This window comes from Chitinophaga sp. 22620, from assembly GCF_052044405.1.
In the GTDB taxonomy this organism is placed as follows: domain Bacteria; phylum Bacteroidota; class Bacteroidia; order Chitinophagales; family Chitinophagaceae; genus Chitinophaga.
The window spans coordinates 489,066-510,081 of record NZ_JBQEMV010000002.1 but is presented as its reverse complement, the minus strand read 5'-3'; the positions used below and the strand labels follow the sequence as shown (position 1 = coordinate 510,081).

The 21,016-nt window shown below is 54.3% G+C and carries 20 protein-coding genes; 3 read left to right on the top strand and 17 right to left on the bottom strand.

The window, feature by feature from the left end:
* The first annotated feature begins 66 nt into the window (after positions 1 to 66).
* Both ACTJIK_RS11840 and ACTJIK_RS11835 read left to right on the top strand, forming a co-directional pair.
* Positions 67 to 1,365: a DUF4270 family protein gene (locus ACTJIK_RS11840; protein ID WP_440646561.1), complete on the top strand. Its 1,299-nt coding sequence runs from the start codon at positions 67 to 69 to the stop codon at positions 1,363 to 1,365.
* Positions 1,362 to 2,582 carry a hypothetical protein gene (locus ACTJIK_RS11835; RefSeq protein ID WP_440646560.1) on the top strand — a complete coding sequence of 407 codons (1,221 nt, stop codon included), beginning with the start codon at positions 1,362 to 1,364 and terminating at the stop codon, positions 2,580 to 2,582. Before ACTJIK_RS11840 ends, ACTJIK_RS11835 begins: the two co-directional genes overlap by 4 nt.
* Before the next feature lie 94 nt (positions 2,583 to 2,676).
* Here the strand turns inward: ACTJIK_RS11835 and ACTJIK_RS11830 are convergent, their stop codons facing one another.
* A complete protein-coding gene (locus ACTJIK_RS11830; RefSeq protein WP_440646559.1) occupies positions 2,677 to 4,074 on the bottom strand; it encodes a GH1 family beta-glucosidase in 1,398 nt (465 codons plus the stop codon).
* Between the two features lie 95 nt (positions 4,075 to 4,169).
* On the opposite strand from ACTJIK_RS11830, the gene ACTJIK_RS11825 reads away from it, so the two are divergent.
* Positions 4,170 to 5,213 carry a formylglycine-generating enzyme family protein gene (locus tag ACTJIK_RS11825; protein ID WP_440646558.1) on the top strand — a complete coding sequence of 348 codons (1,044 nt, stop codon included), beginning with the start codon at positions 4,170 to 4,172 and terminating at the stop codon, positions 5,211 to 5,213.
* 72 nt (positions 5,214 to 5,285) lie between these two features.
* Here ACTJIK_RS11825 and ACTJIK_RS11820 read toward each other — a convergent pair whose 3' ends face one another.
* The 16 genes from ACTJIK_RS11820 to ACTJIK_RS11745 all read right to left on the bottom strand — a co-directional run bounded on the left by ACTJIK_RS11820 (position 5,286) and on the right by ACTJIK_RS11745 (position 20,912).
* Positions 5,286 to 7,343 carry a T9SS type A sorting domain-containing protein gene (locus ACTJIK_RS11820; RefSeq protein ID WP_440646557.1) on the bottom strand — a complete coding sequence of 686 codons (2,058 nt, stop codon included), beginning with the start codon at positions 7,341 to 7,343 and terminating at the stop codon, positions 5,286 to 5,288.
* Positions 7,344 to 7,366: 23 nt separating this feature from the next.
* Positions 7,367 to 7,723 (bottom strand): BlaI/MecI/CopY family transcriptional regulator, encoded by a 357-nt coding sequence (locus tag ACTJIK_RS11815; protein ID WP_440646556.1) that lies wholly within the window; start codon positions 7,721 to 7,723, stop codon positions 7,367 to 7,369.
* Between the two features lie 20 nt (positions 7,724 to 7,743).
* Positions 7,744 to 8,898, bottom strand: a complete 1,155-nt coding sequence (locus tag ACTJIK_RS11810; protein WP_440646555.1) for a carboxypeptidase-like regulatory domain-containing protein — start codon at positions 8,896 to 8,898, stop codon at positions 7,744 to 7,746.
* 118 nt (positions 8,899 to 9,016) lie between these two features.
* Positions 9,017 to 10,159 (bottom strand): redoxin domain-containing protein, encoded by a 1,143-nt coding sequence (locus tag ACTJIK_RS11805; RefSeq protein WP_440646554.1) that lies wholly within the window; start codon positions 10,157 to 10,159, stop codon positions 9,017 to 9,019.
* Positions 10,160 to 10,248: 89 nt separating this feature from the next.
* Positions 10,249 to 11,340: a redoxin domain-containing protein gene (locus tag ACTJIK_RS11800; RefSeq protein WP_440646553.1), complete on the bottom strand. Its 1,092-nt coding sequence runs from the start codon at positions 11,338 to 11,340 to the stop codon at positions 10,249 to 10,251.
* Positions 11,337 to 11,933 carry a bifunctional phosphoribosyl-AMP cyclohydrolase/phosphoribosyl-ATP diphosphatase HisIE gene (hisIE, locus tag ACTJIK_RS11795; protein WP_440646552.1) on the bottom strand — a complete coding sequence of 199 codons (597 nt, stop codon included), beginning with the start codon at positions 11,931 to 11,933 and terminating at the stop codon, positions 11,337 to 11,339. The genes ACTJIK_RS11800 and hisIE overlap by 4 nt, the downstream gene beginning before the upstream one ends.
* A gap of 39 nt (positions 11,934 to 11,972) precedes the next feature.
* The gene (gene hisF, locus ACTJIK_RS11790; protein WP_440646551.1) at positions 11,973 to 12,728 is read right to left on the bottom strand and encodes an imidazole glycerol phosphate synthase subunit HisF; all 756 of its coding nucleotides are present in this window, start codon (positions 12,726 to 12,728) and stop codon (positions 11,973 to 11,975) included.
* A gap of 1 nt (position 12,729) precedes the next feature.
* Positions 12,730 to 13,875, bottom strand: coding sequence for a 1-(5-phosphoribosyl)-5-[(5-phosphoribosylamino)methylideneamino]imidazole-4-carboxamide isomerase (gene hisA, locus ACTJIK_RS11785; RefSeq protein ID WP_440646550.1), 1,146 nt, complete (start codon positions 13,873 to 13,875; stop codon positions 12,730 to 12,732).
* The gene (gene hisH, locus ACTJIK_RS11780; protein ID WP_346318709.1) at positions 13,872 to 14,465 is read right to left on the bottom strand and encodes an imidazole glycerol phosphate synthase subunit HisH; all 594 of its coding nucleotides are present in this window, start codon (positions 14,463 to 14,465) and stop codon (positions 13,872 to 13,874) included. Before hisH ends, hisA begins: the two co-directional genes overlap by 4 nt.
* 51 nt (positions 14,466 to 14,516) lie before the next feature.
* Positions 14,517 to 15,287: a tryptophan synthase subunit alpha gene (trpA, locus tag ACTJIK_RS11775; RefSeq protein ID WP_440646549.1), complete on the bottom strand. Its 771-nt coding sequence runs from the start codon at positions 15,285 to 15,287 to the stop codon at positions 14,517 to 14,519.
* Between the two features lie 5 nt (positions 15,288 to 15,292).
* Complete coding sequence (gene trpB, locus ACTJIK_RS11770; protein ID WP_440646548.1) at positions 15,293 to 16,498, bottom strand: tryptophan synthase subunit beta; 1,206 nt, start codon at positions 16,496 to 16,498, stop codon at positions 15,293 to 15,295.
* A gap of 6 nt (positions 16,499 to 16,504) precedes the next feature.
* Positions 16,505 to 17,128, bottom strand: a complete 624-nt coding sequence (locus ACTJIK_RS11765; protein ID WP_440646547.1) for a phosphoribosylanthranilate isomerase — start codon at positions 17,126 to 17,128, stop codon at positions 16,505 to 16,507.
* Positions 17,125 to 17,916 carry an indole-3-glycerol phosphate synthase TrpC gene (gene trpC / locus ACTJIK_RS11760; RefSeq protein ID WP_440646546.1) on the bottom strand — a complete coding sequence of 264 codons (792 nt, stop codon included), beginning with the start codon at positions 17,914 to 17,916 and terminating at the stop codon, positions 17,125 to 17,127. Before trpC ends, ACTJIK_RS11765 begins: the two co-directional genes overlap by 4 nt.
* A 6-nt stretch (positions 17,917 to 17,922) precedes the next feature.
* Positions 17,923 to 18,912: an anthranilate phosphoribosyltransferase gene (trpD, locus tag ACTJIK_RS11755; protein ID WP_440646545.1), complete on the bottom strand. Its 990-nt coding sequence runs from the start codon at positions 18,910 to 18,912 to the stop codon at positions 17,923 to 17,925.
* Between the two features lie 19 nt (positions 18,913 to 18,931).
* Positions 18,932 to 19,501 carry an anthranilate synthase component II gene (locus ACTJIK_RS11750; RefSeq protein WP_440646544.1) on the bottom strand — a complete coding sequence of 190 codons (570 nt, stop codon included), beginning with the start codon at positions 19,499 to 19,501 and terminating at the stop codon, positions 18,932 to 18,934.
* Between the two features lies 1 nt (position 19,502).
* Positions 19,503 to 20,912 (bottom strand): anthranilate synthase component I family protein, encoded by a 1,410-nt coding sequence (locus tag ACTJIK_RS11745; protein ID WP_440646543.1) that lies wholly within the window; start codon positions 20,910 to 20,912, stop codon positions 19,503 to 19,505.
* Positions 20,913 to 21,016 lie beyond the last annotated feature (104 nt).

Sequence of the window (21,016 nt, the reverse complement as noted above, 5' to 3'; positions counted from 1 at the left end):
CCGCCGCATCGGGCTGGCGAAGCTGACTATCATTGCGCAGCTATGCAACTTACAAACCATTGCTTAATGAAGCGGTTAAGCGCGCTGGCCGTCGTGGCCTGCTTTTCCGCATGTGACAAGAGCGGATTTTCGTATGATAACGTAATCGACGGGGGAAACGTGCAATACTCGCTGATGGATACTCTCCAGGTGCAGATGCGCACCGTGCAGCTGGATTCCGTGCGCACTTCCGGCACCGGCACGGGCCTCGTTGGCAGCTATACCGATCCCGTGTTCGGGAAATTCACTTCCCATACCACATTTCGTGTAGGCCTTCCAGTTAATACCGCACCGGATCTGCGCGCCATTTATGATTCACTGGAACTGATCATCAGGCCTGACGGGCATTATTACGGTGATACCCTTCCCCCGCAAAGGTTCCAGGTATTCCAGCTCACCCGCCCGCTGTTGCTGCCCGACGATTATTACGTACTGTGGAGCCATCAGCAGTTCCCCATTGCAGCAGCGCCGCTGGCGGACGTGACGCAATACATCCGCCCCACCTCCGGCGACGTGGTTCACCTGAAGATGGACGATGCGAAAGGGATCGAATTGTTTGAAATGCTGAAGAACAAGTCGGACATCCTTTCCAACGAAGACTATTGGCGGGATTATTTCAAAGGGCTGAACATCCGCGGCGTGAACAATACCGCTGCCTTCCGCCTGCTCATGAACGATACAGCGGTAATAATGCGGCTGCATTATCATATCGCGAAAGAAACAGTGGAAGAAAAAACGGTGGACTTCCGGATGAACCTTCCTGAACTGCAATTCAACTCGTTTACCTACGACCGCAGCAATACGTCCATCGCCAGCCTGCAACCCGGCGCGGAAGGCCTGCCAGGCGAAACAACGGCGAACCGCACATTCGTACAGCCGCTCACCGGTGCGGTAACCCGCATAGACTTCCCTACCATTGCCGGCTTGCTGGAACTGGGCCGTTACGGCCGCATCATGCAGGCGGAACTGATCATAAAGCCGGACAACAGCACGCTGAAAGATTACCCGCTGCCATCGCGGCTTACGCTCACGCTGGCTGATAAAAAGAACATCGTGGCACAGGGCGACACGCTCGCCTCCACAGCCGGAAACCAGTACGGCAACCTGCGGGTGGACAAGCTTTACCCGGAGAACAACCAGTATTCCTGGGATGTGACTGAATACTGCCGCGCCATGATGACGGCGGACGTGTATACTTACCGTGGCCTGCTGCTGGCTGCGCCTTTCAGTGAGTTCCATACACAGCTCAACCGGCTGGTGGTGGGCGACGGCGGCAACAGGCAGTACCGCGCGCAATTAAAAATCTATTACCTGTTATACCAATGATGCGAAAATATACCATCGGCTGTTTGCTGTTGCTCGCCGTGCAGGCGCAGGCGCAGAAAGGCGTGAACTCGCTGTATTCCGCCTACGGCATCGGCGACCTCGAGGAAAAAGATTACAGCCGCAACTTCGGCACAGGCAGCGCGGGCATTGCACGCTCCTCCGGCAGTTTCCTGAACGAGCTCAATCCCGCTTCCTATGGCCGCATACCCATGGAAACTTTCTTTTTTGAAGCCTCCGTTGCCGCAAAATCGCTCCAGTACAACAGCTCCGACATCAGCCAGTCCGCCGGCGATATCGCGTTCAAACGTTTTGCCATGGGATTTAAGGTGAACCGCAGGTGGGGTTTGAGTTTCGGCCTGATGCCATATAGCCGCGTAGACTTTAAACTGGTGAACAACACGCACATTGCGGGCACGGAAGCCGAGATCCAGAACGCGGTTGAAGGCACCGGCGGCATCAACCGCCTTTACTTTTCAAACGGCGTTAAGATCAGTAGGAATTTTTACGCGGGATTATCGTCCGCATTGCTTTTCGGCCCGGTAACTATTACGGACAGCCTGGGGAATAACGAGATACATACCGAAAAACGTTCTTTCTACCGCAGCTTCAATTTTACGGCAGGACTACAATACACGGGCAAGGCAGGCGCCTGGGATGTGGGTGCCGGCGCTACGTACCGCTGGCAAACCCGCCTCCATGCCGAGGATGAATTTTCCATCCGCGATGCAAACGACAATATGCTGTACGAAGGCAAGAGCAGCACCGGGAATTATTACCTGCCCGCGCAGCTGGGTCTCGGCCTCTCGCTCTCCAACGAGCATATCACCTGGCTGGCGGATTACCGCAGGCAGCAATGGGAAGGCCTGAACGGGAAACAAACGGATTTTAAATATGTGAATTCCCAGCGTTTCGCGGGTGGCATGGAGTATTCGTTCTACAAATATTATTTCGACAGGAAAACGGAGCATTTGTCCATCCAGGCGGGATTGAGCTATCACACGGGGTATATACAGGTGAAAGGTGAAAAGATCAATGATTTCGGGCTTTCCGTGGGCGCGTCGCTGCCCAGCAGAACCGGCCACCTGAGGTATTACCTGGGGCTGGAAGGCGGGCAGCGCGGCACTTCCTCCAACGGGCTTATCACGGAATCTTATTTCAACATCGTGCTGCATCTCGGCCTGCGCGACAGCTGGTTCTTCAAACGCAAAGAATTATAAACACGGCCCGGCGGGTAAAAGGAATACCATACTCAGCAACCTTTATACGGCGTTAACCTCAAAAGCGGTTTTTCTTTTGCCCGCCGGCGCTTGTTTACCGATGGCCTTCGCGGTGCCAGCTTTCATTTCCGGCGGTCCTTAGTCCGTGCGGGCCTTTACCCAGCAGTTCCCGGAACCAGTGGCCTGATGCTTTCACTGTCCGCGCCTGCGTTTCATGATCCACATGCACCAGCCCGAAGCGTGCGTTATATCCTTCGGCCCATTCAAAATTATCGGTGAGCGTCCATGCGAAATAACCGGTCACGGGCACACCTGCTCTTTTGGCCCGCAGCACGGCCTGCAGGTATTCCTGGAAATATGCGGTGCGGTCCGTATCGTTTACCGCGCCGTTCACCATCGTATCTTTAAAAGCGGCGCCGCTTTCTGTTATCATGATCTCTTTCACGCCTTCGTAGGCGGAAAACTGCTGTAAGATATTGTACATGCCCGACCCGCTGATCTCCCAGCCCAGCGCGGTCTGCGGCACACGGCGCGAGCCCGGTTTCACTTCAGACGCCTGTATGTAAGGCATGAATGCGTTGTAACGGATCACCAGCGGGAAATAATTCTGTACGCCTATAAAATCGAAATCGAAAGGAAGCTTTTCCCAATCGCGCCAGAGCGTGTACCGCCGGCCGATCCGCTTAAGCAGGGGAAATACGTCGGTGGGGTAACCCAAGCCCAGCGCGGGTTCTATAAAAAGACGGTTGAACAGCGCATCCGCCCGCAGCGCAGCCTGCTGGTCGCGCTCGTTGTTCGTATATGGAATGATCTGGGAACAGGAATAAGTGGTGCCAATGCGCGCGCCGGATACTTCCGTGCGAACCGCCCTGCCTCCCTCCGCCTGCGCCAGCGCCACATGATGCACGGCAGGAAAAAAATAGCTCAGCCCGAACTTACCAGGGGCATGCACGCCCAGCATATACCCGAGCGAGGTGAAACCGAAAGGCTCGTTCAGCACGATCCAGTTCTTCACTTTATGGCCATACGCACGGGCGCAGAGGTTGGCGAATTCCTCGAAAGCGAACACGGTGCCGCGGTGGCACCAGCCGCCTTTTTGCTCCAGCGCCTGCGGAAGGTCCCAGTGATATAACGTCACGTAAGGCTCCATGCCCGCTTCCAGGACGGTGTCTATCACCCGGTGGTAAAAATCGATGCCTGGCTGGTTCACCGCGCCAGTGCCTTTAGGCATGATGCGGGGCCATGAGAGGGAAAAACGGAATACGGTGAAGCCGAGGGAACGCGCCAGGAAGATGTCTTCCCGGTAACGGTTGTAAAAGTCACAGGCGGTGCGGGCATGCGTGCGGTCTTTGATCCTCCCTTTCCTGTCCTGGAAAGCATCCCAGATGGAAAGTCCCTTGCCGTGAACATCGTGGGAGCCTTCGTTCTGGAAAGCAGAAATAACCACACCCCATTTGAAGTCATGCCCGAAATCTTCTCGCGTGAAAGCCATGACAGGCAAGTTACGGATTATGCTCATTTTTGGGCTCTCCGGCAACAATTTAACAATTTAACAATTTCACGGCCCCGTTGTACCTTTGCAGACGTATGATAATTAAATATCCCGGCCAGAGCCTGGCCCTGATCATAATGCTGGCAGCATGCAACCAACCCGCGAAGCAGAAAGACCACGCCGTACCCCCGGTGGTGGAACAGCTGAACCCCATGCAGCTCGTGCCCGGAGGGGAATTTGAAATGGGCGCGGACGATGATTCCGGCCAGCCGGACGAATACCCGAGGCACCTGGTAAAGATCGATTCTTTCTGGATGGATGAGCATGAAGTGACCAATGCCGAATTCGCGGCTTTCGTGAAAGCTACCGGCTACATCACCACTGCCGAAAAGCCCATTTCCAAAGAAGAGATCATGGCCTCCCTGCCGCCCGGCTCGCCTGAGCCCGACAGTATGGACCTGCTCCCCGGCTCCCTCGTTTTTGTACCTACCCAAACAGCCGTAGACCTCAACGATGTGAGCCAGTGGTGGAGCTTCGAGCGCGGCGCCAGCTGGCAGCACCCCGAAGGCCCCGGCAGCGATCTTAAAGGAAAAGAACAGCATCCCGTTGTGCATATCAGCTGGGACGATGCGCAGGCTTACGCCAAATGGGCCCGGAAAAGACTGCCTACGGAAGCCGAATGGGAATATGCCGCACGCGGCGGGTTGAAAGGCCAGCCCTTCCCCTGGGGCTCGGAAACGCCGCAGGCAAGCCCGGGCAAAACCAATATCTGGAACGGCCACTTCCCCTACCAGAACACGCAGGCCGATGGTTTTTACGGCACAGCTCCCGCAAAATCATTTCCCGCCAACGCTTATAAGTTATACGACATGGCCGGCAACGTATGGGAATGGACCGCAGACTGGTACGACAACAGCTATTACAGCCAGGTAAAACCGGGAACGCGGAACCCGGAAGGATCCAATACGCCGAACGATCCTTCTGACGATCCGGCGAATGTAAAGCGCGTGATACGCGGCGGCTCTTTTATGTGCAGCGATGAATATTGCAGGGGTTACAGGGTATCGGCAAGAATGAAAACGACGCCTTCCTCAGGCTTATCCAACCTCGGTTTCCGCTGTGTGCGCGGTGCACGGTAGTATATAAACGAAAACCGGCAGGCTGAAAAGCCCGCCGTGGTTTCATTTTATATACTTTATCAATTTTCGAAATTATTGTTTCACCACTATGTCCGTGCTTACTTCAGAACCATCCAGCTTCAGCCTTACCACGTAAGCGCCCGCCGGGTAACGGCTCAGGTCCACCTGGCCTTTATAGCTGCCCTTGAATTCAGACAGCGACTGGTGGTAAACCGGCCTGCCATTCATATCTCTCACTTCAAGCACCCCGCTTCCTGTTTCAGGATTGCTGAAAGAAATGTTCACGATCCCTTTGGTGGGATTAGGATAAATAGTGCAGGTAGTGCCGGTAGGCGCGCCGGTTTTAGCCAGGCTCAGCACACCCTTCTTTGTACCGCGGGCTATTTCAGCCGCCTGGATGGAATCGCCTGAGGCCTGGGGCGCATGCCTGCCTATGACTGTTTTTTCTGTAAGCTGCTGCGGTTCGCGTGCCGTTGTTGTTGCCGTTCTTTTCCGGCCATAACCGGTTACTATCACCTCGTCAGGGCTCGCACCTGCTGACATGGAGGTTGCTGCGGGCTGGGTGCCGTAACCCACCACCACTACGCCATTTAACTGCCGCGCTTCTTCCGTTGCAGTAGCCTGCCCGGGGGTAGCATAACCGGTCACCACCACCTCTTCCAGCCTTTTTTCCTTAGGCTGCTTTTTTGTAGAAATGACCAGCACACCGTTTTGCCCGGCAGGGCCATATAATGCGGCGGCAGATTTATCTTTCAGCACGTGAATGGATTCAATGGAATTCGCGTCAAGGTTATCGAGGGCAGAATAGCCGGCTTTACCGGGCGGGTAAGACTTTCCATCCAACACGATCAGCGGCTGGCGGCCGGTATCAGGCGCGAGGGTGTTACTGCCTGAGCCGTTCAGCGCCAGCAAGGTCCGCCGGCCGGGCTGCCCGCCGGCAGTTTCCCGCACGGTGATAGTAGTAGCAGGCTTGCCGGAAATGGAAGTATCGGCTGTGTGGTTAATCCTGATCCCGCTAACCTGCCCGGCCAGGCTGAGACCGGTGACTGTAACGGTCTCGGGTTTAACGCTTTTGCCGTTGATGGTCTGGAATTCGTCCGCTTTCACGGATTTGAATTTGTCTTCCACGGACCGGGGCTGAGCCTGGTCTTCCACGGCGTTGAATACGTCTGTTGTCGAAAGTGTCACTGTGGGCGGCATCGTATCCCTCTTCTGCGGCTCCAGCACTTCTTTCACTTCACTCACCACGTGATTCACCACCGTGCCGGCTTTTGTATAGTTCAGGGATAAAAGGACGCCGCATACCACGCATGCCAATACTCCATAGCGGTAGAGCTGCACGCGCGACGATCTTGTTTTGTTCATCATCTTTATGCGGTTTTTTAAATGAGAGAAATTAAAGTTATTGGCCACGCCTGCCGCGTATTGTGCGGCGCTCACCTTCACAAGACTGTATTGGTAAGCGGTGGCGTTCACACCGGAGCGCAGTATCCTGCGGTCGGTCAGGAATTCAAGATTTTCTTTCACGGCGGTTTTCATGAGCCACGCACCGGGATTGAACCAGTAAAAAACATTATTCAGCTCGCTCATCATAACATCCGCCGAATGCCATTCCTTTACATGCACCTGTTCGTGCAGAACGATGGCCTCCAGCTCTTCCGGCGTATGCAGTTCAGGATTCACATAGATATTGCGGAAAAACGAAAAAGGATTCACATTACCGTCCATTTTGCGGATGGACTGGTCCTGCAGCGTTACCCGCTCTGTTCTGGTATGCAGCATCAGCAGCGACACCAGCTGTATCAGCAGGCGGAGGCCCATTACGGCCACGCCCGTCCAGAAAACCCATTCCAGCAGCACCCATATGGTAAATATCTCCGGCTTCGCGGCCTGCTGCAGCATGCTGAAATCAGGCACGTACTGCACCACCTGGTAGGCGAGCGTTTCGTTGCGGGTGAAAAAATCGTTCACATCCACCAGGGGGAACAAAGATGAAAAGACGATCCCCGTAACGAGGAACACGCGGTTGAGCGTATAAAAGGTAAGCCGGCGAAGCCCCAGGCGGTAAGCAAGGTAGAAGAGGCAGAGCGCGATATTGGCTTTTATCAGGTATATGAACAATGCGGTCATACCATTGATTTATAGGTTCAGCATTACTTTTTCCCGATCATGTTGATGATCTCCTGCAATTCTTCAGGACTGATCTTTTTGTCTTTGGCGAAAAAAGTGACCAGTTCTTTATAGGAGTTCTCGAAATAATCCTTTACGAAACCGCTCATGAACTTCTTCTTATACTCCCCTTCTTCGATCGATGGCGTGTATTCGTACACGTTACCCATCTTACGGGCTTCCACGTATCCTTTTTTCTCAAGGTTCTTGATGGTGGAGGCGAGCGTGGTATAAGGCGGAGCCGGCGCGGCGTGCGCTTCAAGGAAGTCTTTCACAAACCCGCTGCCCACTTTCCAGATGGCCTGCATGGCGGCTTCTTCCTGTTTGGTGAGTTTTTCCATATAATGAACGATTTGAAATTTTAAAGTTTATAATCCAAAGGCAGCATTTCCGCCATTTTTTCCCAACCCCAGTACTGTTCGCAGATCACGTCCATAGGGGCTTCAATGTTACCGTTCTGATCCATTTTCACTTCCGGCGCCAGCAGTTGCAGCACCGAGGTCTGCCAGTTGCGTTTGGCATTCGGCGGCAGCATGGCGCTGACGTACAGCCGGTCCTCTTTTTCTTTTTTATAGGTCACGTAAAGAAGATCTTTGAAATTCATCACGTAACTGTTGCCTGATCTGTACACGATGCTGTCGTATGGCAAAGGTGTGGTGTACAGGTAGTTTACATACTTCGAAAACGTCCCCGGCTTTTGCATCTTCACCTGTCCCGATTTCAATTCCTCTTCCGGTTCCACGAAATCACGTTTCCTTTCCTTGCGCACCAGTTTCTGTACCGTATAACCGTCCTGCTCCAGTGTTTTATTCGCCAGGCTTTTGTAGAACTGCATGGTTGAGCCAAGATACGCGGCCTTCCTGTTGTCCGTCCATTTCTGCATCTGCCTTTTGTTCTTCGGTTTCATCGGCTCAAACATCGGGTTGCCGTAATACATGGAGTAACCCTTCCGCATGTCGAACGTAAAATGCATGAGCAGGAACCTGATGCGGTAACCCAGCGCTGCATTCTCTATCACCAGGAAGTCGTCTGCGGCGGCGGTGAGCGTGTTGGTAGCCCGGTCATACTTCAGGTCCACTATCTCGCCGTTCAGCAGCTTGCATTGCTGCGCGAAGCTGCTCCGCCCTACAAACGTCTGTACAAACATCTTCATCCATCTCTCGCGTTCCGGGTCCCTGCGCACGACGTACTCTTTCAGCACGCCCGCTTTCGGCTTCAGCACCACGGTCACGCCGCTCACATCTGCCTGTACTTCCACCGGCATTATCACCGGCTCATATCCAAGATAAGAAACGATCAACTCGTATTTGCCGGGAGGAATATTCCGGACCGTGAATGTCCCTGCCTCTGTAGTCCTGTCTCCCAGCGTAGTCTGGTTAAGGAAGGCGCTTGCAAAAGGCAGCGGTTTGCCGCTTTCGTCCTGCACCCTGCCGGAAACTTTGAATACCGTTTGCGCAACAGCCGGCGTTAGTCCCACAACCAGCCAGATCCATATTCCAAGCAAAACAATTCTCATAATTACGATACTATCGTAAATCTACGAACAGTTCGTAATACTTCCAAATAATATTTTCAGGAACATGAAAAAAGCCGGCCTTTTGAGGAGGCCGGCCTTGTTATGGTGAAGACGTTAGTTATTTAAGCAGTTCTTCCAGCTTGCGGTTCAGGTCTTCCGCGCGGAGATTGCGGGCGATGATCTTTCCTTCCGGGTCTACCAGCACGTTCTGCGGGATGGCGCGGATGCCGTACAGCTTGCCCACTTCGTTGCCCCAGCCCCTGAGGTCGGAAACATGGGTCCAGGTGAGGCCGTCCTGCTCAATGGCCTGCTGCCATTTATCTTTGCGCTCGTCGAAGGAAACGCCGAGGATGGTGAAACCTTTTTCTTTGAAGCGGTTGAAAGCCTTTACGACGTTGGGATTCTCTGCCCGGCAGGGGCCGCACCAGCTGGCCCAGAAATCCACCAGCACATATTTTCCGCGGAAAGAAGCGAGGGTCACGGGATTGCCAGCGGCGTCCCTCTGGTTGAAGTCGATGGCAGGCTGCCCCACGGCCAGTTTCCTGGCGAGCTCCACGCGGTGCTCGAATTCTTTGGCTGAAGGATATTTGCGGACGGATCTGGAGAGTGAATTAAAAAGCGGCTCCACTTCATCCGGGTTCAGCTCATAACCGGCCACCTGGTTCAGCACGTACATGCCGATGGGCGTTTCGGGGTTGTCTTCCAGGTACTTCCGCATTACGGCCTTTTTACTGGCCTCCAGTTGTTCCAGGCGGGTTTCCGCTTTTTTGAGCTTATCCTCATCCCTCGATTCCGCGGCGTCGCGGTATTTTTTCACGGCTGTTTCGTAGTCTTTATTTACAGAGCGAAGAAGGTCGTTCAGCTCGTTGAAGGCGCCCTGCTCGTGCGTGCCGCCGGCTTCCGCTTTGGAGGCGGGAGTGGCAAGGTTCAGCTGGGTAGTGCCTTTCCCGAGGAAAATAAGCGCTACTTCCTTCCTGCCCATTGGATTGTCGGGCGTTCCGGGAACCATGGCGAAGATCTGCGCCAGTTGCGGTTCGGGTATTTCACCGGTAAAAGAGAATTTTCCATCGTTGGCGATTGCGCTGTCCATCTTAAAAACCCCCGCCGTTCTCATACGGAGATAATACTTGGCCGGCTTTTCCTGGTTCGCATCCGCTATGCTGCCCTCGATATGGTACTGGTAGTTTTTTGTTTTCTTATCCTGCGCCAACAACACTGCAGCCGGGCTTATCAGCACAGCTGCAAGGATCAATTTCTTCATACTTGGTAACAGTTTATGATGTCTGTAACAAAGTTGGCTATTCCACCCGCTAAAAGCAAGGCTAAAATGATAAGCGGTCCGGCAGGGGCTTATTGCAGCACCTCTTCCAGCTTCTTTTCTAGTGCGCGGCCGCGGAGATTGCTGGCAATGATCTTCCCCTCCGGGTCTACGAGGAAGTTCTGCGGGATGCCCTGCACGCGGTAAAGCTGCGCCACGGCGTTTGCCCAGCCCTGGAGGTCAGACACCTGGGTCCATTCCAGGCGGTCCTGCTCGATGGCTTCCAGCCAGGAGGATTTACTTTTATCCAGCGATACGCCGAGGATGGTGAAGTTCTTGTTCTTGAATTTATGGTAGGCAGCCACCACATTGGGGTTCTCCTGCCTGCAGGGGCCGCACCAGCTGGCCCAGAAGTCTATCAGCACATACTTGCCACGGAAAGAGGAGAGCTTTACCAGCTTGCCGTTAGGGTCTTTCTGTTCAAAATCCTTTGCCATACCGGCATCGGCCTTTTCGGCCTTTACCGCGGAGATCTCTTCTGCAATAGACCGCCCGAATTTGGTGTTCCTCACGGAAGCATCCAGCGAACCGAATTGTTTGCTGAACTCGTCTTCGGTAAGCCGGTCTTTTAATTCCCCATAAAGCAGGAACAGGCTGGCCTGCGCTTTGGGATGGGCTTTTACGAAGCTCATGCCTGTATTCAACAGCTGCGTTTCAAATTCGGTGGCCTTGGCGCGGAAGGCGGCTTTGGCGGCTTCGTCGTCGCTGTTGATGGCAGCTGCTTCGCTGTTCAGCTCCTGCACTTTTTTCAGCACAGGTTCCATGGCTTTATGGTAGGCCTGCATCCACTGGGTTTGCTGCCCTCCTTTCACGGCTTTGGCCACGGGAAAAGCGGCTGCGTCGCCCCGTACTTCCACCTCGTTGTTTTCCGATACGAGCAGCATCGGGTATTGCCTGCCTTCGAGCACCAGGGCGAACATATCGTCCTTAGCCGGTTTGTAGGCGGTTTGGAAGGAAAACGTCCCGTCTTTCAGTACGGACGAATCACGCGTATTGCCGTCTTCGCTGACGAAATACAATTTCTGCCCTTCCTGGGCCGGTGCTATGCTGCCGCTTACCCTGAACTGCGCGCTGGCAACAGAAGCCGCTGCCAGAAAGGAAAAGAGGATGGATACGGTTCTCATTTATGACGGTCTTTTAATATGGTTATTACATCTTCGAGCGTAAAGCCCTTGGCCTGCAACAAAATTAAATAATGGAACAATAAGTCCGCTGCTTCGCCCAGGAACAGTTCCCGGTTGTCGTCTTTGGCTTCTATCACCAGTTCCACGGCTTCTTCGCCCACCTTTTGCGCCACTTTGTTGATGCCTTTGGCAAACAGTGAAGCGGTATACGACTTTTCGGTCGGGTTCTCTTTCCTGTTGCGGATCACCTGTTCCAGCCCGCTGAGGAACGACGCCGCGTCCTTGTTGGTTTCATTCCAGCAGGTATCCGCGCCGGTGTGGCAAACGGGGCCTACGGGGTGAACCTTTAGCAGCAGGGTATCCTGGTCGCAATCCAGCGCGGCGCTCACCAGGTTCAGAAAATTGCCGCTTTCCTCCCCTTTGGTCCACAGCCTGTTCTTCGAACGGCTAAAGAACGTTACCTTTTTCTCCGCCAGGGTCTTGTCCAGCGCTTCCCGGTTCATGTACCCCAGCATCAGCACACGGTGACTGATGGCGTCCTGTATGATTGCCGGCACCAATCCGTCCGGTGACTTGGAAAAATCTACCTCCATATGGGTAAAATCACTTTAAATATAATAAATATATATTAATCAGAAACGGATCTGCACGCCTCTCTTGTAGAGGAAGTTCTTCAGTTCCGGTATTTCCATTTCTTTATAGTGGAAGATGCTGGCAGCCAGTGCCGCATCTGCGCCTGCTTTCTCAAAAACGTCCGCAAAGTGCTCCATAGTACCTGCGCCGCCGGAAGCGATCACGGGCACATGCAGGTTGCGGGACAGGCGGCCTGTAATATCGAGCGCGAAGCCTTGTTTAGTGCCGTCGTTGTTCATGGACGTGAGCAGTATCTCTCCCGCGCCGCGGTCCACGGCTTCTTTAGCCCAGTCTGTAGTGCGGATCTCGGTTTTCACGCGGCCGCCGTTGAGGTATACGAACCAGTCCCCTTCTTCGAACCGCGTGTCTATGGCCAGCACGATGCACTGGCTGCCGAACTCACGGGAAAGATCGTTGAGCAGCTGCGGATTTTTGAACGCAGCAGTGTTTACAGACACTTTGTCCGCACCGGCGTTCAGCAGCACGCTCACATCTTCCACGGAAGAAATGCCGCCGCCTACGGTAAACGGGATGTTCACATGGCGGGCTATCCGGGTCACCAATTCTGAAAGGGTTTTCCTTCTTTCGTTAGTGGCGGTGATGTCGAGGAACACCAGCTCGTCCGCGCCCTGCTCTGCGTACAGCGCGCCCAGCTCAATGGGGTCGCCGGCGTCGCGGATATTTTCGAAGTTCACGCCCTTCACGGTGCGTCCGTCCTTGATATCGAGGCAGGGTATGATGCGTTTTGTAAGCATATCAGATAAATTTCTTCAGTTCCTGTAATGTAATGCGGCCTTCGTAAATGGCTTTGCCGATGATGACGCCGGCCAGGCCCGCGGCCTGCAATTCTTCCACGTCGCTCATCCGGCTCACGCCGCCGCTGGCGGTGAGCTGGATGCCGGGCAGCTCCGCGATGATCTTTTTATAAAGGTCGGTTGAAGGGCCCTGCAACAGGCCGTCTTTCGCAATGTCTGTACAGAACACCTCTTTCACGCCGCGTTCAAGATTGGTGCGCAGGAAGTCGAAAACGCTGCGGTCGGTGGTTTCCAGCCATCCGCCCACGGCGATCTTCTCTTCTTTTACATCCGCGCCGAGGAACATCTTATCTGGTCCATACTGGTCCAGCCAACTGAAGAACAGTTCCGGCTGCTTAACGGCCACGCTGCCGATGGTAGCCAGCGCCGCGCCGGATTCGAACACGACCTTCAGATCGTCGCCGGTTTTGATGCCGCCGCCGAAATCTACGACCAGCCCGGTTTTCCCGGCAATAGCCTCCAGCACTTTCCAGTTCACCACGGCGCCATTTTTTGCGCCGTCGAGGTCTACCAGGTGCAAACGCCGGATGCCGCTGTCCTCAAATTCCTGCGCTACTTCCAGCGGGTTCTCGTTGTATACTTTTTGCTGCGCATAATCGCCCTGTGTGAGGCGTACGCATTTACCGCCGATGATGTCTATAGCGGGAATAATATTGAAATTCTTTTTGGAAGCAGGTTCCACGGTTATTTTCATTTTGAGGAAAGGTAGGTCGTCTTTAAAAAACCGGTCGCTGAAAACAGTGAAGCCTAGCTGCCGGTAAAAGCTCAGCGCGCTTTCGCGGGCATTGCACCAGAGTGTGCCGATGCCTTTCGCGCGGCAAACTTCCAGCAGGTGCTGCATCATCTGTTTCCCGAAACCTTTGCCCTGCTGATCGTTGGCAGTGGCGAGCTTGCGGAACTGCGCGGAATCGCCTTCAATAAAAAGCGAAACGACCGTTACCAGCCGCCCGTCCTCATACAGCCCGTAATGCAGGCCGTCCGCATCATGCGGCAGCGTTACCCGTTCCAGCGGCCAGGTCGGATACATCACGTCCCTGCGCAGCTGCAGTGTATCTGCTGTGGTGATATTCCTGATTTGTATGCTCACAGTCGTAAAAAGCTCTCGATGATGTTCTGGCCTGCTTCCGCAGACTTTTCCGGGTGAAACTGCACGGCGTAGAAATTATCTTTCTGCAAAGCCGCGCTGTAATTGATCACGTAATTGGCGATAGCCGTGGTTTCGGAGCCCAGCTCCGCGAAATAGCTGTGCACGAAATACATGTAGTCGTTCTGGTTCACATGCTCGAATATCACGCTGTGCAGGCCGGTGATGTTGTTCCAGCCTATCTGGGGGATCTTCAGCAGGTTCTCCACCGGGCTCTGGAACTTCTTCACTTCCAGGTCAAACACGCCGATGCAGTCCGTATCATTCTCTTCAGAGTGTTTGCAAAGCAGCTGCATGCCCAGGCAAATGCCCAGCACCGGCTGCTTCAGGTCCCTGATAAGCGTATCCAGCTTGCGTTCGCGCAGGTAAGCCATGGCTGTGCTGGCTTCTCCCACGCCGGGGAATATCACCTTGTCCGCCGCTTTCAGCTCTTCCGGATTATCCGTCACCGTAGCTTCCACCCCGAGCCTTTCGAGAGCGAACAGCACGGAGCGGGTATTGCCGGCGTTGTATTTAATGATCGCTGTTTTCATCTGTTAATATTTGTCTTTTTTAGCGGTCAGATGGAACTCCGTTTCATCTGTTCATATTTTGATGCCTGCCACAAATTCTTTCACGGTAGCCTGCAAGTTAGCACTGTTTTCGATGGCTTTCACAAATGCGCTGCCGATAATTGCGCCGTTGCTGTGGCGGCAGGCTTCGCGGAAGGTCTTGCTGTCCCTGATGCCGAACCCGATCAGGACCGGGTTACGCAGGTTCATGGCTTTCAGCCGCTGGAAATACGCTTCCTGGTGAGCCATATCCTTGTCCTTTCCCGTGGTGGAAGAGGAGGATACCGCGTACACGAAACCGCTGCTCACACTGTCTATTTTCCGGATGCGCGCCTCGCTGGTTTCGGGCGTTACGAGGAAAATATTGTGCAGGCCGTATTTTTCGAACAGCGGCTTGTATTCAGATTCGTATTCGTCCATTGGCAGGTCTGGCAGAATGAGGCCGTCCACGCCGGTTTCGGCGCATTTTTGCAGGAAATTCTCCACGCCGAACTGCAGCACAGGGTTCATGTAACCCATGAGGATGAGCGGCAGGGAAACCTTGTCACGCAGGCCTTTCAGCTGTTCGAACAATACGCTGATGCGCATGCCGTTCTTAATGGCGCGGGTGCTGCTTTCCTGTATCACCGGGCCATCAGCCAGGGGATCGGAAAAGGGCATACCCAGCTCCACCATGTCTGCCCCGCTCTGCTGCAGCGCTTCCACGATGGCCACGGTATCGTTCAGCGAAGGGTACCCGGCCGTGCAATACACGTTGAGAATGTCTTTCGGTTTATGCTGGAAGAGTTGATCGATCCTGTTCATGCTCTTTACTTTAAATGTTTGATATAGGTTTCCAGGTCTTTATCGCCGCGACCGCTGAGGCATACCACCACCACGTCTTCGGGCTTCAGCGGCAGGTCTTTCAGCTTGGCCAGCGCATGGGCCGACTCCAGGGCGGGAATGATGCCTTCGAGAAGGCTCAGCTCATATCCTGCCGCCAGCGACTCATCATCTGTAGCGTTCAGGAACAGCGCGCGGCCGGTAGCGTAGAGATTGGCGTGCATGGGGCCTACACCGGGATAATCCAGCCCGGCGGAAATAGAATGCGGCTCCACGATCTGCCCGTCGTCCGTTTGCATCAGCAGGGTTTTGCTGGCATGGATGATGCCTGGCTTACCGAGCTGGCTGGTAGCGGCGGAAAAACCGCTGTTCACGCCCTGGCCTGCTGCTTCAACAGCCACCAGCTTCACATTTCCGGCATCGGTAAAATGGAAGAATGCGCCCGCGGCATTGCTGCCGCCGCCTACGCAGGCGATCACGTAATCAGGCTCGGGCCTGCCGGTCTTTTCGGTAAGCTGCTGCCTGATCTCCTCGCTGATCACAGACTGGAAACGCGCCACCATGTCAGGATAAGGATGCGGCCCTACGACCGACCCGATGATGTAATGCGTATCCACGGGGTTGTTGATCCAGTCGCGGATAGCTTCGTTGGTAGCGTCTTTGAGGGTTTTGCTGCCGCTGGTGGCGGGCACCACGGTAGCGCCCAGCATGCGCATGCGGGCCACATTGGGCGCCTGCCGCTGGATGTCTACACTGCCCATGTACACCACGCATTCCAGGCCCATCAGCGCACAAACGGTGGCGGTGGCCACGCCGTGCTGGCCCGCGCCAGTTTCGGCAATGATGCGTTTTTTGCCCAGCCGTTTGGCCAGCAATATCTGCCCGATGGTGTTGTTTACCTTATGGGCGCCGGTATGATTAAGGTCTTCGCGTTTGAGGTAAATGTCCGCCTTGTATTTTTCAGACAAACGTTTGGCGAAATACAGGGGAGAAGGCCGGCCCACGTAGTCTTTCAGCAGCTGTTCAAATTCCTGCTGGAAAGACGGGTCGGCAATGATCTGCATGTATTGCTGCTGCAGCTCTTCCACGTTGGGATACAGCATTTCGGGGATGTATGCACCGCCGAAATCGCCGTAGTAGCCTTTTTTATTGACATGATACTTGGATTGTGATGTATTCACCGCGATATCCATGATGCTTTATTTTTTTATGGTGTTGATGAATGCCGCTACTTTGTCCATATCCTTCACGCCGGGAGCGGTTTCGAACCGGCTGTTCACGTCCAGCGCGAACAGGCTTTTATGCCGCCATTGCAGCACGGCCCCGGTATCGTCCGGGCCAATGCCGCCGCTGAGGAAGAATGGTTTGTCGTAGCTGTAGTCATTGAGCAATTCCCAGTTGAACTGCCTGCCGGTGCCGCCGTATTCCTTGCTGGCGGTATCGAACAGGAAGTAGTCCGTTACAGGCATAAAAGGCTCCGCATTATCCGCGCCGTTGGGTTGCTCTCCCATCGGGAAGGCCTTTACAACGGGAACGGACAAACGTAGCTGCTGGCAAACCGCAATAGATTCGTCGCCATGCAGCTGTACCATATCCAGCCCGTAATCTTTCACCGTCTGAAGTACCTGCTGCGGGTCCGCATTTACGAACACGCCCACTTTCCCGATCTGCTGCCCTATCTCGCGCACGGTGCGCCCGTCCAGCTTATTGCCGGCAAAGCGCGGGGATTTGTTGTAAAAGATGAACCCGGCGTAATCCGCATTCAGCTGCACCAGCGCGTCAAGGTCTTCTTTCCGGGTAATGCCGCAGACTTTTATCTTCATAACGAAGCCAGTTTTTGGGTGAATGATTCGAACGCCGCACCCGGGTTTTCCGACCTCATAAAATGTTCGCCGATCAGGAACCCGTCGAAGCCCGCGTTGCGGAGGGTGACGATGGTGGCGGGGTCGTCCATGCCGCTTTCGGCCACCTTGCTGTATTCAGCCGGTATTTGTTTGAGCAGCTCCATGGAACGGTAAATATCTACCTGGAACGTTTTCAGGTCGCGGTTGTTGATGCCTACGAGGTGCGTGTGCGGGGTGATCTTGTCCAGCTGGTCCGCAGTATGCACTTCCAGCAGCACTTCCAGCCCCAGGTTATGCGCAAACTCCGCGAGATGCTTCACTTCCGCCTGTGTAAGGCATTCGGCGATCAGCAATATCACGTCCGCACCAATGGCTTTGGCTTCCAGTATCTGGTACTCTCCTATCACAAAATCTTTCCGCAGAATGGGAATGATGTTCACCGCCCGCGCCATTTGCAGGTCGTCCATAGAACCGCCGAAATAGTTCTGATCGGTGAGCACGCTCAGGCCCGATGCGCCGTGGCGGGCATAGGCGGTGGTCACATCCTGTACGTTGGCAGTGTCGTTGATCACGCCTTTGGAAGGACTTTGGCGTTTGAATTCCGCAATAATGCCGTTGCGCCCCGGTTGTTTCAGGAAGCTGCGGAGCGACAGCGGCGTGCGTTGGAACATGGAGGTGCTCTCCAGTTCCTGCGCGGGTCTTACCTTTTGTCTTTCCGCTACCTCCACGGCCTTGTGCGCGGTTATTTCTGCCAGGATGTTCTTCATACGGTGTTATTGTAAGGAAATGAGTTTTTGGAATACTTTATATGCCGCGCCTGATTCCAGCGATTCCACAGCCGCCTGGAAACATTCGTCGTACGTCGGGTATTTCTCGAGGCAATACAATCCCATGGCGGCGTTGGCCATTACCACGGAATGCTGCGCCCAGCTCCCTTCGCCTTTCAGCACTTTCAGGAAGATCTTCGCCGCGTCTTCGGTGGTGTTGCCGCCGAAAATATCTTCCGCGTGCACCTTCCTTTTACCGAGGGCTTCGGGCGTCCAGTCCTGCTCGCCTTTGTTGGTGATGATGCGGGTATCGCCGGTGAGGGAGATCTCGTCATAACCGTCAAGACTGTGCACGATGGCGTAATGTTTATCCGTTTGCTGGAACAGGTAATTGTAGATGCGCGCCATTTCGAGGCTGTACACGCCGATCAGCTGGTGCTGCGCAAACGCCGGGTTCACGAGCGGGCCGAGCATGTTGAAGAACGTGCGAACGCCCAGCTGACGGCGCACCGGCGCTACGTTTTTCAACGCCGGGTGAAACAGCGGGGCATGCAGGAAACAAATGCCGGCCTGCTCCATTTCCTGTTTCAACCTGCTTTCATCGTTCTTGAACTTGTAACCCAGGTTTTCCATCACGTTGGAAGCGCCGCTGATGGAAGATACGCCGTAGTTGCCATGTTTGGCCACCTTTCCGCCCGCACCCGCCACCAGAAAGCAGCTGAGGGTGGAGATATTGAAAGTGTTCTTGCCATCGCCGCCGGTGCCTACAATATCCAGCACGTTATCTTCCAGCTTCACCGGCACGCAGAGTTCCAGCAGCGCGTCGCGGAAGCCCAGCAGCTCCTCGATGGTGATGCTCCGCATAAGGAACACGGTCATGAAGGCGGCCAGCTCGCTTTCGTTGTATACGCCTTTGGAAATATTGGTCAGTATTTCCCTTGCGCTGTCGCGGCTGAATGTTTTATGTTCGAACAGATAGTTGAGTATCTTTTTCATTGTCCTGATTTTATTTGTGTTACAGCCCTAACCAGTTGCGGAGGATCTGCTCGCCCTGCGGTGTGAGCACGCTTTCCGGGTGAAACTGCACGCCACAGACGTCGTATTTCCTGTGCTGCAGCGCCATGATGTAGCCATGTTCGTCGCGGGCGGTCACTTCCAGCTCCGCGGGGAGCGTGGACTCATCCACCACCCAGGAATGGTAACGGCCTACTTCCAGCTCTTCGGGCAGGTTGCTGAACAGCCTGCCGCTGCGGGAAATGATGTTCACAGGAGTGGCCACGCCATGGTACACATCGGTAAGGTTGGTCAGCTTTGCGCCGAAAGCCTCGCCGATGGCCTGCTGGCCCAAACACACGCCAAATATCTTTTTGGTGGGCGCATATTGTTTGATCAAAGGCAACAGCAAGCCCGCTTCTTCGGGAATGCCGGGGCCGGGGGAAAGAATGATCCGGTCGTATTGGTCCACATCTTCCAGCCTGATCTCGTCATTCCTTACCACGGTCACCTTTCCGCCGATGATCTTCTCCACGAGGTGAACGAGGTTGTAGGTGAACGAATCGTAATTATCAAATACCAGGATGTTCATGTCAGATATTTTGCGCCAGGATAATGGCCTGTTTTAATGCATTGAGTTTATTGTTCACTTCCTGTAATTCGGAGCTGGCCACGGATTTGGCCACCACGCCCGCGCCTGCCTGGTAATACAGCGTATTGTTCCTGCTGAGGATGGAGCGGATCATGATGGCATGGTTGAAATCGCCGTTGAAGCCCACAAAACCCACGCAGCCGCCGTAGAACCCACGCGCGGTAGGCTCATAGCTGTCTATCAGCTCCATGGCCTTGTACTTGGGCGCGCCGGACAAAGTGCCTGCCGGGAAAGTGGCCGCCAGTATGTCGAACGGGCTGCTATTGGGTTCCAGCCGGCCGGTCACCTCGCTCACGAGGTGGATCACGTGCGAGTAATATTTGATCTGGCGGTAGGTTTCCACTTCAACGTCTTTAGCGTAACGGCTCAGGTCGTTGCGTGCAAGGTCCACCAGCATTACGTGCTCGGCGTTTTCCTTCGGGTCTTCCAGCAGCTGGTCCGCCAGCAGCTTATCCTGCTCGTCGTTGCCGGTGCGCCTGAAAGTGCCCGCTATCGGGTGTATCACGGCCTTGCGGTCTTTGATGATGAGCTGCGCTTCAGGCGAAGACCCCATCAGCTTGTAATCGCCGTAATCGAAATAAAAGAGGTAAGGGGAAGGATTGATGGAGCGGAGGGCACGGTAAACGTTGAACTCGTCGCCGCTGAATTGCCTGTGAAAGGCACGGGAGAGCACGATCTGGAACACATCGCCGCGGAAGCAGTGCTGCCTGCCTTTTTCCACCATTTCCATATAGGCTTCGTCCGTCATGTTCGACTGTTCCTCGCCTTTACCGGCAAAGGAATACATGGGGAAGTCCTTGTTGCGGATAAGCGACTCCACGAATTCGAACTCACTTTCCTGTCCGTCCACCTGGTTTTCGATCAGGTACATATCGTCCTTGAAATGGTTGATGGCGATCACGTACTGGTAAAAACGGTAGCGCATCAGCGGGATGGTATTGCCTGCGGCCGCGCGTTTTTTAAAGCTGATCTTTTCGAAGAACTGCACGGAATCGTAAGCGCTGTAGCCGTAAAGGCCTTCTCCGAAGGGGATTGGCGGTTTTTCGGCGAAGGTGAAACTTTTCAGGAAGGTATCCATCTCTTTGAGCACGGCGGCTTTGCCGGCGAGCTGCTTGCGCTCAACGGGCTGGCCCGGGTATTTGAACTCGAAGATGTCCGTGGAGGTCACTTCAATGCCTGCAATGGGCTTGATCCCGATAAAGGACCAGCTGTTCTCGCTGGCATTTGAATCCGTGCTTTCCAGGAGGATGGAGCCGGGGAATTTGTCGCGGATGCGGAGGTAAATGCTGACGGGTGTGAACACATCAGCGAGCATCTTCTTTGACTTTGTTTTTACCTGAATTTGTTTCATGCGAAACTCTTTTGTCTTTTTTAAAGGCCGCATGGCACCTTCGGTGTCATACGTGCATATTTGACTTTTCATTTGTCGAATGGCACCTTCGGTGCCATTCGTAA

Excerpts from the sequence above, each read along its gene's own strand:
- trpD (WP_440646545.1), bottom strand. The coding sequence starts at position 18,912 with ATGAAAAAGATACTCAACTATCTGTTCGAACATAAAACATTCAGCCGC.
- ACTJIK_RS11815 (WP_440646556.1), bottom strand. The coding sequence starts at position 7,723 with ATGGAAAAACTCACCAAACAGGAAGAAGCCGCCATGCAGGCCATCTGG.
- hisH (WP_346318709.1), bottom strand. The coding sequence starts at position 14,465 with ATGAAAACAGCGATCATTAAATACAACGCCGGCAATACCCGCTCCGTG.
- ACTJIK_RS11750 (WP_440646544.1), bottom strand. The coding sequence starts at position 19,501 with ATGAACATCCTGGTATTTGATAATTACGATTCGTTCACCTACAACCTC.
- ACTJIK_RS11800 (WP_440646553.1), bottom strand. The coding sequence starts at position 11,340 with ATGAGAACCGTATCCATCCTCTTTTCCTTTCTGGCAGCGGCTTCTGTT.
- ACTJIK_RS11840 (WP_440646561.1), top strand. The coding sequence starts at position 67 with ATGAAGCGGTTAAGCGCGCTGGCCGTCGTGGCCTGCTTTTCCGCATGT.
- ACTJIK_RS11830 (WP_440646559.1), bottom strand. The coding sequence starts at position 4,074 with ATGGCTTTCACGCGAGAAGATTTCGGGCATGACTTCAAATGGGGTGTG.
- ACTJIK_RS11810 (WP_440646555.1), bottom strand. The coding sequence starts at position 8,898 with ATGAGAATTGTTTTGCTTGGAATATGGATCTGGCTGGTTGTGGGACTA.
- ACTJIK_RS11835 (WP_440646560.1), top strand. The coding sequence starts at position 1,362 with ATGATGCGAAAATATACCATCGGCTGTTTGCTGTTGCTCGCCGTGCAG.
- hisF (WP_440646551.1), bottom strand. The coding sequence starts at position 12,728 with ATGCTTACAAAACGCATCATACCCTGCCTCGATATCAAGGACGGACGC.
- ACTJIK_RS11805 (WP_440646554.1), bottom strand. The coding sequence starts at position 10,159 with ATGAAGAAATTGATCCTTGCAGCTGTGCTGATAAGCCCGGCTGCAGTG.
- hisIE (WP_440646552.1), bottom strand. The coding sequence starts at position 11,933 with ATGGAGGTAGATTTTTCCAAGTCACCGGACGGATTGGTGCCGGCAATC.
- trpB (WP_440646548.1), bottom strand. The coding sequence starts at position 16,498 with ATGGATATCGCGGTGAATACATCACAATCCAAGTATCATGTCAATAAA.
- trpC (WP_440646546.1), bottom strand. The coding sequence starts at position 17,916 with ATGAAGAACATCCTGGCAGAAATAACCGCGCACAAGGCCGTGGAGGTA.
- ACTJIK_RS11825 (WP_440646558.1), top strand. The coding sequence starts at position 4,170 with ATGATAATTAAATATCCCGGCCAGAGCCTGGCCCTGATCATAATGCTG.
- ACTJIK_RS11820 (WP_440646557.1), bottom strand. The coding sequence starts at position 7,343 with ATGACCGCATTGTTCATATACCTGATAAAAGCCAATATCGCGCTCTGC.
- ACTJIK_RS11745 (WP_440646543.1), bottom strand. The coding sequence starts at position 20,912 with ATGAAACAAATTCAGGTAAAAACAAAGTCAAAGAAGATGCTCGCTGAT.
- trpA (WP_440646549.1), bottom strand. The coding sequence starts at position 15,287 with ATGAACAGGATCGATCAACTCTTCCAGCATAAACCGAAAGACATTCTC.
- ACTJIK_RS11765 (WP_440646547.1), bottom strand. The coding sequence starts at position 17,128 with ATGAAGATAAAAGTCTGCGGCATTACCCGGAAAGAAGACCTTGACGCG.